At 59.7% G+C, this 13,971-nt stretch carries 17 protein-coding genes; 7 read left to right on the top strand and 10 right to left on the bottom strand.

Annotated features, from left to right (window positions below; all coding sequences use genetic code 11):
• The first annotated feature begins 37 nt into the window (after nucleotides 1-37).
• On the top strand, nucleotides 38-1,282 hold the full coding sequence (locus HBR93_RS13790; RefSeq protein ID WP_057438534.1) for a lipoprotein-releasing ABC transporter permease subunit: 1,245 nt from the start codon (nucleotides 38-40) through the stop codon (nucleotides 1,280-1,282).
• Between the two features lie 105 nt (nucleotides 1,283-1,387).
• Here the strand turns inward: HBR93_RS13790 and HBR93_RS13785 are convergent, their stop codons facing one another.
• Together HBR93_RS13785 and HBR93_RS13780 are read right to left on the bottom strand one after the other, a co-directional pair.
• On the bottom strand, nucleotides 1,388-2,752 hold the full coding sequence (locus HBR93_RS13785) for a heavy metal sensor histidine kinase (protein ID WP_169960498.1): 1,365 nt from the start codon (nucleotides 2,750-2,752) through the stop codon (nucleotides 1,388-1,390).
• A complete protein-coding gene (locus HBR93_RS13780) occupies nucleotides 2,749-3,429 on the bottom strand; it encodes a heavy metal response regulator transcription factor (RefSeq protein WP_169960497.1) in 681 nt (226 codons plus the stop codon). Before HBR93_RS13780 ends, HBR93_RS13785 begins: the two co-directional genes overlap by 4 nt.
• A 156-nt stretch (nucleotides 3,430-3,585) precedes the next feature.
• Here HBR93_RS13780 and HBR93_RS13775 point away from each other — a divergent pair, with 156 nt between their 5' ends.
• Together HBR93_RS13775 and queF are read left to right on the top strand one after the other, a co-directional pair.
• Entirely contained in the window at nucleotides 3,586-4,110 is a 525-nt protein-coding gene (locus tag HBR93_RS13775; RefSeq protein WP_115128675.1) for a cupredoxin family protein, read from the top strand.
• Nucleotides 4,111-4,177: 67 nt separating this feature from the next.
• Nucleotides 4,178-5,008, top strand: coding sequence for an NADPH-dependent 7-cyano-7-deazaguanine reductase QueF (gene queF / locus HBR93_RS13770; protein WP_057438537.1), 831 nt, complete (start codon nucleotides 4,178-4,180; stop codon nucleotides 5,006-5,008).
• A gap of 136 nt (nucleotides 5,009-5,144) precedes the next feature.
• Here queF and HBR93_RS13765 read toward each other — a convergent pair whose 3' ends face one another.
• Complete coding sequence (locus tag HBR93_RS13765; protein WP_057438538.1) at nucleotides 5,145-5,411, bottom strand: DUF4404 family protein; 267 nt, start codon at nucleotides 5,409-5,411, stop codon at nucleotides 5,145-5,147.
• Between the two features lie 110 nt (nucleotides 5,412-5,521).
• On the bottom strand, nucleotides 5,522-6,133 hold the full coding sequence (locus HBR93_RS13760; protein WP_169960496.1) for an HAD family phosphatase: 612 nt from the start codon (nucleotides 6,131-6,133) through the stop codon (nucleotides 5,522-5,524).
• Between the two features lie 196 nt (nucleotides 6,134-6,329).
• Here HBR93_RS13760 and HBR93_RS13755 point away from each other — a divergent pair, with 196 nt between their 5' ends.
• A complete protein-coding gene (locus tag HBR93_RS13755; RefSeq protein ID WP_057438540.1) occupies nucleotides 6,330-7,016 on the top strand; it encodes a VacJ family lipoprotein in 687 nt (228 codons plus the stop codon).
• Nucleotides 7,017-7,075: 59 nt separating this feature from the next.
• Here HBR93_RS13755 and HBR93_RS13750 read toward each other — a convergent pair whose 3' ends face one another.
• Complete coding sequence (locus tag HBR93_RS13750; RefSeq protein WP_032863288.1) at nucleotides 7,076-7,372, bottom strand: PilZ domain-containing protein; 297 nt, start codon at nucleotides 7,370-7,372, stop codon at nucleotides 7,076-7,078.
• A gap of 277 nt (nucleotides 7,373-7,649) precedes the next feature.
• On the opposite strand from HBR93_RS13750, the gene rssB reads away from it, so the two are divergent.
• Entirely contained in the window at nucleotides 7,650-8,831 is a 1,182-nt protein-coding gene (gene rssB / locus HBR93_RS13745) for a two-component system response regulator RssB (protein ID WP_032863287.1), read from the top strand.
• Entirely contained in the window at nucleotides 8,831-9,313 is a 483-nt protein-coding gene (gene rssC, locus HBR93_RS13740) for an anti-sigma factor antagonist RssC (protein WP_029293846.1), read from the top strand. Before rssB ends, rssC begins: the two co-directional genes overlap by 1 nt.
• 130 nt (nucleotides 9,314-9,443) lie before the next feature.
• Here the strand turns inward: rssC and tal are convergent, their stop codons facing one another.
• Both tal and dusA read right to left on the bottom strand, forming a co-directional pair.
• Nucleotides 9,444-10,370, bottom strand: coding sequence for a transaldolase (gene tal / locus HBR93_RS13735; RefSeq protein ID WP_057438541.1), 927 nt, complete (start codon nucleotides 10,368-10,370; stop codon nucleotides 9,444-9,446).
• Nucleotides 10,371-10,599: 229 nt separating this feature from the next.
• Nucleotides 10,600-11,610, bottom strand: coding sequence for a tRNA dihydrouridine(20/20a) synthase DusA (dusA, locus tag HBR93_RS13730; RefSeq protein ID WP_169960495.1), 1,011 nt, complete (start codon nucleotides 11,608-11,610; stop codon nucleotides 10,600-10,602).
• A gap of 103 nt (nucleotides 11,611-11,713) precedes the next feature.
• Here dusA and HBR93_RS13725 point away from each other — a divergent pair, with 103 nt between their 5' ends.
• The gene (locus HBR93_RS13725) at nucleotides 11,714-12,865 is read left to right on the top strand and encodes a site-specific integrase (RefSeq protein ID WP_169960494.1); all 1,152 of its coding nucleotides are present in this window, start codon (nucleotides 11,714-11,716) and stop codon (nucleotides 12,863-12,865) included.
• Here the strand turns inward: HBR93_RS13725 and HBR93_RS13720 are convergent.
• From HBR93_RS13720 to HBR93_RS13715, 3 genes are all read right to left on the bottom strand, one after another.
• Complete coding sequence (locus tag HBR93_RS13720; RefSeq protein WP_169960493.1) at nucleotides 12,840-13,115, bottom strand: pyocin activator PrtN family protein; 276 nt, start codon at nucleotides 13,113-13,115, stop codon at nucleotides 12,840-12,842. The genes HBR93_RS13725 and HBR93_RS13720 overlap by 26 nt on opposite strands.
• A 258-nt stretch (nucleotides 13,116-13,373) precedes the next feature.
• Nucleotides 13,374-13,565: a hypothetical protein gene (locus HBR93_RS26985; protein ID WP_262377297.1), complete on the bottom strand. Its 192-nt coding sequence runs from the start codon at nucleotides 13,563-13,565 to the stop codon at nucleotides 13,374-13,376.
• Nucleotides 13,566-13,623: 58 nt separating this feature from the next.
• Entirely contained in the window at nucleotides 13,624-13,935 is a 312-nt protein-coding gene (locus HBR93_RS13715; RefSeq protein ID WP_169960492.1) for a hypothetical protein, read from the bottom strand.
• Nucleotides 13,936-13,971 lie beyond the last annotated feature (36 nt).

Here is a 13,971-nt window from a genome sequence, read left to right as displayed (position 1 = left end):
GTGCCTGGGTTTTCTATTTTTTCAACGGTGCCCGCGAATGTTCAGACCGTTATCGATTTTTATCGGCACGCGCTATACCCGCGCCAAGCGCCGCAACCGTTTTGTCTCGTTTATCTCGATGACCTCGATGATCGGCCTCGCCCTGGGCGTGCTGGCGATGATCGTGGTGTTGTCGGTGATGAATGGCTTCCAGCGGGAAATGAGCTCGCGCATTCTGGGCATGGTGCCGCATGCCACCATCGTCGGCGTCAACCCGATCAGCGACTGGCAGCCCGTGGCCGCCGCCGCTCTGAAAAACCCCGAAGTGACCGCCGCCGTGCCGTTTACCGAGATGGAAGGCATGCTGTCCTATAAGGGCTCGATGCAGCCGATCCAGATCAGCGGGATCGACCCGGCCCAGGAAGGCAAGGTGTCGATCGTCACCCAGCATATCGTCCAGGGCAATCTGGAAAACCTGCAGCCGGGTGAGTTCGGCGTGGTGATCGGTGAAATCACCGCGCGCCGTTTCCGCTTGAATGTGGGGGACAAGCTGACCTTGATCGTCCCGGAAATCAGCACTGCGCCCGGCGGCATCACCCCGCGTATGCAGCGTTTGAACGTGGTGGGGGTGTTCAAGGTGGGTGCCGAGCTGGATGGCTCGATGGCGCTGATCCACGTCGCCGATGCCGCGCAAATGCTGCATTGGCAGCCGAACCAGGTGCAAAGCGTGCGCCTGGCGGTCAAAGATCTGTACGCGGCGCCGAAAGTGTCGGCGGACATTGCCGGCAGTCTGGGCGCCGCCTACAAGGCCGATGACTGGACCCACACCCAGGGCAGCCTGTTCAGTGCAATGAAGATGGAAAAGACCATGATCGGCCTGCTGTTGCTGATGATCGTCGCCGTCGCCGCGTTCAATATCATCGCCACGCTGATCATGGTGGTGAACGACAAGGGCGCGGACATCGCGATCCTGCGCACCATCGGCGCCACGCCACGACAGATCATGGCGATCTTCATGGTCCAGGGCACGGTGATCGGTATCGTCGGCACCCTGATTGGCGGCGTGCTGGGAGTGATTGCCGCGCTCAACGTCAGTGAGCTGGTGGGCTGGATGGAGCGCGTGACCGGGCAGCATATCTTCAGTTCGGACGTGTACTTTGTCAGCAACCTGCCTTCGGAGCTGCAAGGTGGCGATGTGTTGCTGATTTGCAGCGCGGGGTTTGTGTTGAGCTTTCTGGCGACGATCTACCCGGCGTATCGGGCGGCGAAGATTGAGCCGGCGCATGCCCTGAGATATTCGTAGGTCTTGAGATCGCTATCGCAGGCAAGCCAGCTCCCACATTTGACGGTGTTCGCAAATCAACATGTGGGAGCGGGCTTGCCCGCGATGAGGCCCGCCCAGCTTGCCTCAAACCCCCTGCGGCAGCTCAATCACAAACCGCGTCCATCCCGGTTGTGACTCACAGAAAATCCTCCCCCCGTGTGCCTGCACAATCGACTGGGTAATCGCCAGCCCCAGCCCTGCATGCTCACTGCTGCCTTCATGGCGTGCCGGATCCACGCGGTAGAACCGGTCAAACAGCTTGGGCAGTAATCCCTGGGGAATCCCGGTGCCTGTGTTTTCCACGCTCAGCGTCACGGCCTGGGCGTTTTCGCTGATCCTCACCCGTACTTCGCCGCCCGGCGGGGTAAAGCGCACAGCGTTGTCCAATAGATTGGAACAAGCACGGCGCAGCATGCTGCGGTCACCGACGGTACTGGCGCTGCCGTCGCGCAGCAGGTTGACCAGGGCGTCCTCGGCCAACGGCGCGAAGAACTCCAGCAAGGCATCCACCTCGTCGGCCAGGGCCAGGGGCTCGCGCCTGGGGTTCAGCAAGCCATGATCGGCCTTGGCCAGGTACAGCATGTCATTGACCAGTTGGGCCATCCATTGCAGCTCTTCCAGATTGCTGTGCAGCGCTTCGCGGTAGTCCTCCAGCGGCCGGGGCTGGGTGAGGATCACCTGGGTCTGGGTCAGCAGGTTGGATAGCGGCGTGCGCAGCTCGTGGGCGATATCGGCAGAGAACGCCGACAGCCGCTGGAACGCGTCGTCGAGGCGGCTGAACATGGCGTTGAAGGCCTGGGCCAGTTCCGCCAGTTCGGCGGGCATCTGTTCTTCGGGCAGGCGCTGGGTCAGGGAGTGGGCGCGCACGCGGCTGGCCACTTCAGTCATTCGCCGCAACGGACGCAAGCCGCTGCGTGCGGCCCAGGCGCCGAGAAGCGCGGTGGCCAGGGCGGACAGGCCGACCGTCAGCCAGATCAGGTGCTGCATGCGCTGCAGGAAGTGTTGGTGATGGGTGATGTCCAGCATCAGGACCAACTGCGCGGAGCCGGGCTGCTCGGGATTCAACGGCGCGTTGTACACCCGGTAGCTGGTGCCGGCGCTTTGCAGGCTGTGCAGGCCGGGCGCAGTGGGCAGGTCATTGGGGATGCGCAGCGCGCTGTCAAACCAGCGCTGGCCGTCGGCGGCATTGATGCGTACCGACAGGTCGGGTTGATGACTCAGCTCGTCTTTCAATGCGGCGATGCGTGGGGCGAACAGCGCCGGGGTGTCGGCGCCTTGCAGGGCGCTGCGCAGGGTCATCAGCTTGCTGTCGAGCAATTGCTGGTCCAGCTCGATGAAGTGTTTCTCGCTGGCCTGGTTGAACAACACGCCCGCCAGCAGCGAGACCACGGCGGTGCAGCCGGCAAACAACAGGGCCAGGCGGCTGGCCAGGGACAGGCGCTTGATCAACTGAACCGCTCCTCCAGCACATAGCCCATGCCGCGCACGGTGTGGATCAGCTTGTTGGGAAAGCTGTCATCTATCTTCAGGCGCAGGCGGCGGATAGCCACTTCGATGATATTGGTGTCGCTGTCGAAGTTCATGTCCCAGACCTGGGAGGCTATCAGCGACTTGGGCAGCACTTCGCCCTGGCGGCGCAGGAGCAGCTCCAGCAGGGCGAACTCCTTGGCGGTCAGGTCGATGCGCTGGCCGCTGCGATCTACGCGGCGGCGGATCAGGTCCAGGCGCAGGTCGGCCAGGTGCAGGCCGGTTTCCTGGGGGGTGCTGCTGCCTCGGCGCAACAGGCTGCGCACCCGGGCCAACAGCTCGGAGAACGCGAATGGCTTGACCAGATAGTCGTCGGCCCCCAGCTCGAGGCCGTGGACCCGATCTTCGACCGCATCCCGCGCAGTCAGGAATAACACCGGAATCTCCAGGCCGGCGCTGCGCACCGCCTGCAGGATCTGCCAGCCGGTGCGGCCAGGGAGCATCACGTCGAGGATCAGCAAATCGTAGTCGCCCGTCAGCGCCAGGTGCTGGCCGGTGGTGCCGTCGGCCACCAGTTCGGTATTGAACCCGGCTTCGGCCAGGCCCTGGCGCAGGTAGTGGCCGGTTTTGGGTTGGTCTTCGACGATCAGCAGTTTCATAGGCAACTCATGGCAACGGGTAGCAGCAGGCTTTATACCGTGTGCGCCGTGGTGCTGGCGCAACCTGACAAAGTTGTAATCTAACAGTCAGCTGGCTGGCAGCGACGCATTATTAGAGTGTCCCACAAGCGGATCCCGTACCTTTGGAGAATGAACATGTTATCGCGCAAAGCCTGGTGGTTGGTGGGTTGTCTGATGATGCTGAGCGCTGCGGCGCTGGCCGATGGTGCGCACACTTTCGCCTTTGGCGAGGCTGCCCCGGCGACCAAGGCCACGCGGACTGTAGAAGTGCTGCTGCAGGATATTTCCTTTGCTCCTACATCCCTGGATGTAAAAGCCGGTGAGACGGTGCGCTTTGTGCTGGTTAACAAGGGCCAGTTGCTGCATGAGTTCAACCTGGGGGACGCAGCCATGCATGCCGATCACCAGAAGGAAATGCTCAAAATGCAGGCCAACGGCATGTTGACCAGCACCGGCATGGGCCAGATGGATCACGCGGCAATGGGTCATGGTGACATGGGCAGCATGAAGCATGACGATCCCAACAGCGTGCTGGTGGAGCCAGGCAAGACCGCCGAATTGACCTGGACCTTCAGCAAGGCTGGGGCCCTGGAGTTTGCCTGCAACCTCCCCGGGCATTACCAGGCGGGGATGGTCGGCAAGCTGAACGTCAGCCAGTAAACCTCGGGCTCAAAGGCGGGTGCAAAGGCTGGTAGACTGGCGGGGTTTATTTAGCCAGGTTTCCGCCATGCATCCCGCAGCCGAACATTCGCCGCTGGGCAAGTCCAGTGAATACATCTCCACTTACACCCCTTCATTGCTGTTTCCCATTCCTCGCGCCGCCAAATGGGCCGAGCTGGGCCTCACCGCCGAGACGCTGCCCTACAAGGGCGTGGACTTCTGGAACTGCTTTGAATTGTCCTGGCTGCTGCCGTCTGGCAAGCCGGTGGTGGCCATCGGTGAGTTCAGCATCCCGGCCGACTCGCCGAACATCATCGAATCGAAATCCTTCAAGCTCTACCTCAACTCGCTGAACCAGACGCCGTTTGCCGATGGGCCAAGCCTTGAGGCGACCCTGCGTGCCGATCTGAGCGCGGCGGCCGGTAAGCCGGTGGGCGTGCGCATCCGTAGCCTGGCCGAAGTGGAAGACGAAGGCGTGGTGCGCCTGCCGGGCGTGTGCATTGATGACTTGGATATCAGTGTCAGCAACTACGAGCATCCGCGCCCGGAACTGCTGCGCTGTGATGATTCCCGTGTGGTGGAGGAGAGCGTGCACAGCCATCTGCTCAAATCCAACTGCCCGGTGACCAGTCAGCCGGACTGGGGCAGCGTCGCGGTGGAATATCGCGGCGCGGCGCTGGACCATGCGAGTCTGTTGGCCTACCTGGTGAGCTTCCGTCAGCACTCGGACTTTCATGAGCAGTGCGTGGAGCGGATCTTTCTCGACCTGCAACGGTTGCTCAAGCCTGAGAAGTTGACGGTTTATGCGCGGTATGTGCGACGGGGTGGGTTGGATATCAACCCGTATCGCAGCACTGAGGATGTACAGTTCCAGAACCTGCGCCTGGCCCGACAGTAAGCTTCACACCCGGCAAATGTGGGAGCGGGCTTGCTCGCGATAGCGGTGTTTCAGTCAATATCTTCGGTGACTGACACTCCGTTATCGCGAGCAAGCCCGCTCCCACATTGGGTTTTGTACCTGGCTCGGGTTGGGATTAAATCCCCATATTGCCCAAGGCCACCACAATATTGCGCAATGTCCCGGCAATGCCCGGATGGTCCAATTCGAAACGTTCGACTGCCAGGTTCACATCATCGGAGATGCTCGGCGGCTGGGTCGCAGGTTCCAGTTCCAGTTGCACTTCAAATTTGGCAATCAATGCTTCCAGCGCTTCGCGTTTTTCCAGCGGCAGAGGCGGCTCCTGGTTCAATTGCTCGCGCAGGATGTTGACCTGTTCTTGCAGTTTTTCGCGGGCAGGCATGGCGTTCTTCCTTTTATCAATAGGCACTGGCATAGACCACGGCACGCCGAGAAAGGTCTACGGTATGACCTGTAGATTAATCCACTGGCGGCGACTGTGCATGATCTTGATCAGGGCTTCTCGCCTTTGAGCCGGCGCAGGCTGATGTCCGCCAGGCAGGTGCCCAGCTCACCCAGATGATCAATCACCGAGTGCACGCCGAGGCCGTACAGCGCGACGGTAGCTTTGGCGCGTTTGTGTTCGCGCGCCTGTTCGCTCAGGGCTTGCCATTGGCTGGGGGGCAGCCCGCACAGTGAGCCGCAGGACGCCAGGCCAATGGTCCAGAGCCCGGCGTTGAGCCCGGCTTGCAGCAGCCGGGGCTCGCCGCTGACCAGTACGCAGCCATCCAGGCGCTGGATGTTCAGGTCCATCAAGGCTTGCCAGCAGGCATGGGGCGCCGGCCAGGGTGCGGTCGCAGGGCGGGTGCCTTGGATCCAGTCCGGCAGGGCTGCGGCCAACGGCGTGGTGACGGTGGGGGGCAGCTCATCCAGCCAGGCGCAAGGGGTGCCTTGACCGTTGAGCCATTGCAGGATGTTCAGGGCGCCAGGGGTGGCCAGGGCTTCGCCGGTGGGGATGGTGTCTGCGTGGGCCATGGAACCGAAGTCCACCAGGCAGCCACTGAGGCCAAAGAGTACGGCGGTCAAGGACGGGGCGTTGTCTGCAGCGATCTGGGGGTGGGGCATTGGGACGTCCCTGAAAATAGCTGTGACGCTATCGGAAGCCCATGACAAGCAGATGACACCTGATCTTGGATGTAGGAGTTTTGTATATTTGCTGAATGACAATTCCGTCAAGCTGCCTAATCTTACACTTCCGTCATATACTGCCGTCTTATTCAGGGCATAGCGCCCATGACAGATCATTCAAGGAGTTCAAGCTATGCGCTGGAGCCAGTGTCTTGCTCAACTATCGGTATGTGCCAGTGTGTTGCTGGTGCCTTTCGCCGCCCAGGCTGCGGAAGACGATCCATGGGAAAGCATCAACCGCCCGATTTTCACCTTCAACGACACCGTTGATACCTACGCCCTCAAGCCATTGGCGCAAGGCTATCAGTTCATTACCCCGCAATTTGTCGAAGACGGTATCCACAACTTCTTCCGCAACATTGGTGATGTGGGCAACCTGGCCAACAATGTGCTGCAACTCAAGCCATATCAGGCGGGTGTCGATACCGCGCGTTTGCTGGTCAACACCACGTTTGGCGTGCTCGGCGTCATCGACGTAGGCACCAAAATGGGGCTGCAACGCAGCGACGAAGACTTCGGCCAGACCCTCGGCTACTGGGGCGTGGGCAGCGGTCCGTACGTGATGCTGCCGCTGTTGGGCCCAAGCACCTTGCGTGATGCGCCGTCCAAGTACGTCGACAGCTACACCGAACCGTACCGCTACATGAGCGATATCCCTACACGCAACAGCGCCATGGGCCTGGATATCGTCGATACCCGTGCGAGTCTGCTGTCGGCTGAGAAGCTGATCAATGGCGACAAATACACCTTTATCCGCAATGCCTACCTGCAGAACCGTGAGTTCAAGGTCAAAGATGGCAAGGTAGTGGATGACTTTTAAGGTTAACCCTTGAATGGAAAAGGCGGCCTTCGAGGCCGCCTTTTTTGTGTGCATTAATTTCAGTACATCTTGAGGATTTTCAGGCCCAGGTGTTGGTCGTCACCTTCTTTTCTGGCCCAGACCACCTCGGTGTCCGCCTCCAGGCCTTTAAGCGCAGCGTGCTCTGAGTCAATACGCACCTTCAGTTGGTCGCCCACGTTGAACGGGTGCTGGGCCTGGACCTGCATGCCAGAGCTGGAGAGGTCCAGGCAGACGCCCGCAATCTCTTGCCCGGCATGGATCAACGACACGCCGGCATCCACACGCATGCGGATGAAATCGCGCTTTTCTGCATAGTCACGTTCATTTGCGCTCATAGCTTTCATCCTTCCATTGCGTTGTGGTTTTGCCTGTTCTTATAACTCTCGGTGATTTGCGATGTAAAGACGTCCAGCGACCATCGGCATGAGCTTGAAACCCCTGGCGGATGGGAGTACCGTCTGCGCCTTAGAAGGGCACCTCTGCTTTACCTTTGTGCGTGAGCCAAAAGCTCACCTTTTGTAGGACAGAGAGGCTAGAAAGCGAATCCAGTAGTGCGAGCCGGGCCATTGCCTGACTGCCTACGCCAACCTAATTCTGGCGCCGTTTGCCCACATGCAAAAAACCAGTGCCACGCTGCTGATAATCGATGACGACGAAGTAGTGCGCGCGAGCCTCGCGGCCTATTTGGAAGACAGTGGCTTCAGCGTCCTGCAGGCCGGCAATGGTCTTCAGGGTCTCCAGGTGTTCGAGCGCGACCAGCCCGACCTGGTGATCTGCGACCTGCGTATGCCCCAGATGGGCGGCCTTGAGCTGATCCGCCAGGTAACCGAGCTTGCTCCGCAGACGCCGGTGATTGTCGTGTCCGGTGCCGGGGTGATGAACGACGCCGTGGAAGCCTTGCGCCTGGGCGCTGCCGATTACCTGATCAAGCCTCTGGAAGATCTGGCCGTACTGGAGCACTCGGTGCGCCGGGCGCTGGATCGTGCCCGCCTGCTGCTGGAAAACCAGCGCTACCGCGAGAAGCTCGAAACCGCCAACCGTGAACTCGAAGCCAGCCTCAACCTGCTCCAGGAAGACCAGAACGCCGGTCGCCAGGTGCAGATGAACATGCTGCCGGTGAGCCCCTGGAGCATCGACGAGTTCCAGTTCGCCCACCAGATCATCCCGTCGCTGTACCTGTCGGGGGATTTTGTCGACTACTTCCGCGTGGATGAGCGCCGGGTCGCGTTCTACCTGGCCGATGTCTCCGGGCACGGCGCATCCTCTGCATTCGTGACCGTGTTGTTGAAGTTCATGACCACACGGCTGTTGTTCGAATCCAAGCGCAACGGCACCTTGCCGGAGTTCACTCCCTCGCAAGTGCTGGGCCACATCAACCGGGGCCTGATCAGCTGCAAGCTGGGCAAACACGTGACGATGGTGGGCGGCGTGATTGATGAAGAAACCGGTCTGTTGACCTACAGCATTGGCGGTCACCTGCCATTGCCGGTTTTATACACTCCAGACAGTGTGCGTTATCTGGAAGGGCGCGGTCTGCCGGTTGGCTTGTTCAATGAAGCCACCTATGAAGACCACATCCTGGAGCTGCCACCGGCCTTCAGCCTGACGCTGATGTCCGATGGCATCCTGGATCTTCTTCCAGAGCCTACACTCAAAGAGAAAGAAGCCGCCTTGCCCCAACGGGTCAGGTCGGCGGGCGGCAGCCTGGATGGCCTGCGGCAGGTTTTTGGATTGGCCACGCTAGGGGAGATGCCGGATGATATCGCCCTATTGGTGTTGAGCAGGAATCTTTGATGAGTACCGGAAGAATCCAATTCGCCGAGCAAGACGGGACCTTCGTCCTGAAGTTTGTCGGTGAAGTGCGCCTGACCCTGTGTTCGGCGCTGGATGCAACGATTGAGCGGATTTTCACAGCCTTGAATTTCTCGGCGATCGTGATCGATCTGACCGAAACCCGCAGCATCGATAGCACCACCCTTGGGCTGTTGGCCAAGTTGTCCATTCTGTCGCGGCAGAAGGTCGGACTGCTGCCGACCGTGGTCACCACCCACGAAGACATCACCCGGCTCTTGCAGTCGATGGGGTTCGACCAGGTGTTCAACATCGTTGACCGCCCGATCCCCTGCCCGGAATGCCTGACCGACTTGCCTTCCCAGGACCAGTCCGAGGAAGTGGTGCGGCTCAAGGTGCTGGAGGCGCACAAGATCCTGATGGGCCTGAACGAGTCCAACCGCGAAGCGTTTCACGACCTGGTCAACGCCCTGGAGCGTCACTGACCTCGCTGTGAGCACGGTCAACATGTGGGAGCTGGCTAGCCTGCGATAGCGCCAGCCCAACCAACACAAATTGAGCTACAAAAAAGGGCGGCATCCCAACGGATGTCGCCCTTTTTGCCGCGCTCGCTTTTTACAGCTTGGCGCTCAACAACGCTTCCAGCTTCTCCTGGTCCCGAGCAAACTGACGAATGCCCTCTGCCAGCTTCTCAGTGGCCATCGCGTCCTCGTTGGACTCCCAGCGGAACTGCGCCTCTGTCATATGCACACGGGGTTCACCGGCATGGCCTGGCGCCAACTTGCGCTCCAGCTTGCCATTGTCGGCCGCCAGCTTCTCCAGCAAGTCCGGGCTGATGGTCAGGCGGTCGCAACCGGCCAACTCTTCGATCTGGCTCAGGTTGCGGAAGCTCGCGCCCATCACCACCGTTTTGTAGTCATTGGCCTTGTAGTAGTTGTAGATGCGGGTTACCGACTGCACACCAGGATCATCGGCACCGGTGTAGTCGTTGCCATTGGCCTTTTTGTACCAGTCGTAGATACGACCGACAAACGGCGAAATCAGGAACACCCCGGCTTCAGCGCAGGCTACGGCCTGGGCGAAGGAGAACAACAGGGTCAGGTTGGTCTGGATGCCTTCTTTCTCCAGTTGCTCGGCGGCACGAATACCTTCCCAGGTGGACGCGATCTTGATCAGCACGCGGTCGCGGCCAATACCTGCCTTTTCGTACAGGTCGATCAGACGATGCGCACGCTTGAGTACCGCGTCCGTGTCGAACGACAGCCGCGCATCCACCTCGGTGGAGATGCGCCCTGGCACCACCTTGAGGATCTCCTGGCCCACAGCCACCGCAAAACGGTCACTGGCCAGGCCGACATCGCCGTTGCAATCCTGCACGCAGGCGTCCAGCAGCTTGGCGTAAGCCGGAATGGACGCGGCTTTGAGCAAAAGGGAAGGGTTGGTGGTGGCATCCTGCGGCTTGACGCGAGCGATAGCTTCAAAATCGCCAGTGTCGGCAACTACAGTGGTGAATTGCTTGAGTTGTTCCAGTTTGGAAGTCATGGGCGTGCTCTGTCCTATGGGTCTGATGACATTACCCGAGGGCCGATAGCCGCTCAAGGGCGCAAACGCGTTCGATCGTTTGCGAGGGCAATAACCTGAAAACAGTCGTTTGAATGACCGACCGTGCTGCTAGATAGGAGGGCAAAATCGCTATCAGGTTCAACCAGCAACGCGATCAGAATGTGGGAGCGAGCTTGCCCACGATAGCGATGGACCCGTCGCCGCTCCGTCAACGGCCTTCCAGCAACGCCCCGGCCTGATCCAACAACGCCAACGGATCCGCGGCCTTGTGAATGTCCACCGACAACAACTGCCGAAACCTGCGCGCCCCCGGAAACCCGGTGCCCAACCCCAACACATGCCGCGTAATGTGATGCATCGCGCCACCGGTGGCCAGGTGCTCGGCGATATACGGCCGCAACTGCGCCAACGCCTCGGCCCGACTGATCACCGGCGCCGTACTGCCAAACAACTGCTGATCCACCTCTGCCAGCAAATACGGATTGTGATAAGCCTCACGCCCGAGCATCACCCCATCAAACACCTGCAGATGTTCTGCGCATTGCTCCAGCGTCTTGATCCCGCCATTGAGAATAATCTCCAGCTCGGCAAAATCGCGCTTCAACTGCGCCGCCACGTCATAACGCAGCGGCGGAATGTCCCGATTCTCCTTGGGCGACAACCCCTCCAGAATCGCAATCCGCGCATGCACGGTAAAACTGGTGCAACCGGCATCCTTCACCTGCCCGACGAAATCACACAACTGGGCATAACTGTCCCGGCCATTGATCCCGATGCGATGCTTCACCGTCACCGGAATCGACACCGCATCCCGCATCGCCTTGACACAATCCGCCACCAGGGCAGGGTGCCCCATCAGGCACGCGCCGATCATATTGTTCTGCACCCGGTCGCTGGGGCAGCCGACGTTCAGGTTCACTTCGTCGTAACCGGCGGCCTCAGCCATGCGTGCGCACGCGGCCAGGTCGGCTGGAACACTGCCGCCCAGTTGGAGGGCGAGAGGATGCTCGGCTTCATTGTGACGCAGGAAGCGTTCATGGTCGCCGTGGAGAATGGCGCCGGTGGTGACCATTTCGGTGTAGAGCAGGGCGTGCTTGGAGAGCAGGCGTAGGAAGTATCTGCAATGACGGTCAGTCCAATCCATCATAGGTGCAACGCTAAAGCGCCGAGACAGTGCGGGGCTTGATTCTGCTGGGCTAAAGCTCTGTTTATCTAGCATTTTACTCAACGTGTTCTTGGCGTGTTTTAGGGCGTTTTCAGGCGTTTTTCAGGGCTCGGTGGTACGATGTACCACCTTAAAACTGACGCGTACCACTTTCGATATGGCGACTATCAGGGCAAGAAAACTGGCGGATGGGACTGTGAGCTACACGGCTCAGATCCGCATCAAGCGCGACGGAGTGCAAGTCTACCAAGAGAGCCAGACCTTCGCCCGAAAACAGGCAGCCCAGGCGTGGACGCGCAAGCGCGAATCGGAGCTGGACCAGCCTGGTGCTATCGAGCGGGCGAGTCGGCAGGGCGTCACCGTCAAAGAAATGATCGAGCAGTACCTGCGGGAAGTGGAAAAGGCCCGGCCGTTGGGCAAAACCAAGAAGGCCACGCTCGAAGCCATCGGTAAGATGGATATCGGCAAACTGAACGATACCGACGTTACCACCCAATGCCTGGTCGACTTCGCCCTCTGGCGAATGAGCCGAGAGGGTGGCGGGGTTCAGCCACAAACCGCCGGCAACGACCTGGCGCACCTCGGCGCTGTCCTGGCCATCGCCAAAGATGCCTGGGGCTACCAAGTCGATCCGCTCGCCATGGGCGGTGCCAGGCGTGTGCTGCGCAAGCTGGGCTACAACCTGAAAAGCCGGGAGCGTGACCGCCGTCCGACCTTGGGCGAGTTGGGAAAGGTGCTGACGCACTACCAGGCCATGCAGGCCAGGCGCCCGACCGCCATCAATATGTTGAAAGTCGTCGGGTTTGCCCTGTTCTCCACACGTCGTCTGGATGAAATAACCCGTATCCGCTGGGCGGACGTCGACGAGCCTGGTCAGCGGGTGCTGGTGCGCGATATGAAGAACCCCGGCCAGAAGATTGGCAACGATGTTTGGTGTTTCCTGCCGGACGAGGCATGGCAGATCCTCCAGACAATGCCAAAAGCTGGCGACGACATATTCCCCTACAGTCCTGAATCAATCTCGACGTCCTGGGCGAAAGCCTGCAAATTCCTGGAAATTGCAGATCTGCACTTTCACGACCTCCGCCATGAAGGTGTGAGCCGCCTGTTTGAAATGGACTGGGATATCCCGCGTGTGGCGAGTGTTTCCGGGCACAGGGATTGGAACTCTATGCGGCGTTACACCCACCTGCGTGGCAAAGGTGACCGATATGTGGGCTGGGAGTGGCATGAAAAGATATTAAGGGCGCCCGTCCAGCTGGGCGCCGCATCAATGAAGTGGCTCAAACGGCGGGTTTTAACCCGTTGAGTTGGTTGTGCTCTTTAACCGCGGCGGCGCGCTGTAGGTCGAGGTAGACGGCCAGATCGGTGAGGTGGACGCCCTTGGCAGACTTCTGGCTCGGCTCTAGGCGGGTAATTGGCAGCTTGATCTGACCACTCATCACCTTGCGCTGGAACATGTCCGGTGTCAGGTGTGTGAAATAGTCTCTGCAAACAAGTTCTAGTGAGATAACTGCCTGGCCATCATATTGAGCCATCAGGATGAAGGCTGTTTTCATGGATATTCCCTCACATCCGAAACGTTCGATGAATGAATGTCGGCTTAGCGTGATGCCCGGCGTTTTGCTCGCCATCTGTTTGAATCTCACACACAAATCGGTGCCGCTCGCGGTTTGGAGCGGTCAGGGCTTGTGTGAGGCCAGGCACAGTAGCAATGCATAGCTCGTATGCATCAGGTCCCTGCCAGGGTTGAGCGGGAAGTACCTGGCAATCTGTGCGGGTTGCGTCTGCGCACAGGTATAGTAGGAGAAGGACGGTCATAGGGCGACCTCCTGCGCAGCACGCAAGGTGGCAACATTTCCAACAATCCCTACGATTACGCCTATCCGTGCGCTGAGACGGTATTCCCAGCCTCCACCGCTCATTGCGACGTAACTGACCTTGGCTCCGACAGCGAGTGGAGCTGTGGTAGCCTCTACAGTGCCGCCTTGGGGTTGATTCACTTGCATGGTGCTTCTCCTTTGGGTGGTCGGTGTCGAGGGGTTACAGCCCCTCGACACCACCTTCTTACTGGCTTTCGCCGATTGGGTTTTGCTTGCGCACCAGGTGCAGCAGCAGGTTTTCAAACTCGACAACTTCATCTGTCGCGGATTGCCATTCCAGGACTGCCTGGATCTGTTCCCGGCTGCACTCCAGCACCAGTATTTCTTTATCGCCTACGGCACGAACCTCCAGGATTGCGACCAGCCCGGCAGGGTCGTAGGCTTCAGCGTGAACAATTTTCCCGGACTCGTTAAACCAGGCTTTCAGCTCTTTCAAATGCCGAAGGCGGTTGGTTTCCCCCTCCTGGCCGTCACCGGTGATTACTTGTATGTGCATGGTGCTTCTCCTTTGGGTGGTAGGCGTTGCAGCGCC

This window comes from Pseudomonas sp. WS 5411, from assembly GCF_012985595.1.
GTDB classification, from domain to species: Bacteria; Pseudomonadota; Gammaproteobacteria; order Pseudomonadales; family Pseudomonadaceae; genus Aquipseudomonas; species Aquipseudomonas shahriarae.
Note: the sequence above shows the minus strand (reverse complement) of the source record. Positions and strands in the feature narration are given on the sequence as shown.

Excerpts from the sequence above, each read along its gene's own strand:
- HBR93_RS13720 (WP_169960493.1), bottom strand. The coding sequence starts at position 13,115 with ATGAAAACAGCCTTCATCCTGATGGCTCAATATGATGGCCAGGCAGTT.
- HBR93_RS13790 (WP_057438534.1), top strand. The coding sequence starts at position 38 with ATGTTCAGACCGTTATCGATTTTTATCGGCACGCGCTATACCCGCGCC.
- rssC (WP_029293846.1), top strand. The coding sequence starts at position 8,831 with ATGAGTACCGGAAGAATCCAATTCGCCGAGCAAGACGGGACCTTCGTC.
- HBR93_RS13780 (WP_169960497.1), bottom strand. The coding sequence starts at position 3,429 with ATGAAACTGCTGATCGTCGAAGACCAACCCAAAACCGGCCACTACCTG.
- HBR93_RS13715 (WP_169960492.1), bottom strand. The coding sequence starts at position 13,935 with ATGCACATACAAGTAATCACCGGTGACGGCCAGGAGGGGGAAACCAAC.
- tal (WP_057438541.1), bottom strand. The coding sequence starts at position 10,370 with ATGACTTCCAAACTGGAACAACTCAAGCAATTCACCACTGTAGTTGCC.
- queF (WP_057438537.1), top strand. The coding sequence starts at position 4,178 with ATGCATCCCGCAGCCGAACATTCGCCGCTGGGCAAGTCCAGTGAATAC.
- HBR93_RS26985 (WP_262377297.1), bottom strand. The coding sequence starts at position 13,565 with ATGCAAGTGAATCAACCCCAAGGCGGCACTGTAGAGGCTACCACAGCT.
- HBR93_RS13750 (WP_032863288.1), bottom strand. The coding sequence starts at position 7,372 with ATGAGCGCAAATGAACGTGACTATGCAGAAAAGCGCGATTTCATCCGC.
- HBR93_RS13755 (WP_057438540.1), top strand. The coding sequence starts at position 6,330 with ATGCGCTGGAGCCAGTGTCTTGCTCAACTATCGGTATGTGCCAGTGTG.
- dusA (WP_169960495.1), bottom strand. The coding sequence starts at position 11,610 with ATGCTAGATAAACAGAGCTTTAGCCCAGCAGAATCAAGCCCCGCACTG.
- HBR93_RS13765 (WP_057438538.1), bottom strand. The coding sequence starts at position 5,411 with ATGCCTGCCCGCGAAAAACTGCAAGAACAGGTCAACATCCTGCGCGAG.
- HBR93_RS13725 (WP_169960494.1), top strand. The coding sequence starts at position 11,714 with ATGGCGACTATCAGGGCAAGAAAACTGGCGGATGGGACTGTGAGCTAC.
- HBR93_RS13775 (WP_115128675.1), top strand. The coding sequence starts at position 3,586 with ATGTTATCGCGCAAAGCCTGGTGGTTGGTGGGTTGTCTGATGATGCTG.
- HBR93_RS13760 (WP_169960496.1), bottom strand. The coding sequence starts at position 6,133 with ATGCCCCACCCCCAGATCGCTGCAGACAACGCCCCGTCCTTGACCGCC.
- rssB (WP_032863287.1), top strand. The coding sequence starts at position 7,650 with ATGCAAAAAACCAGTGCCACGCTGCTGATAATCGATGACGACGAAGTA.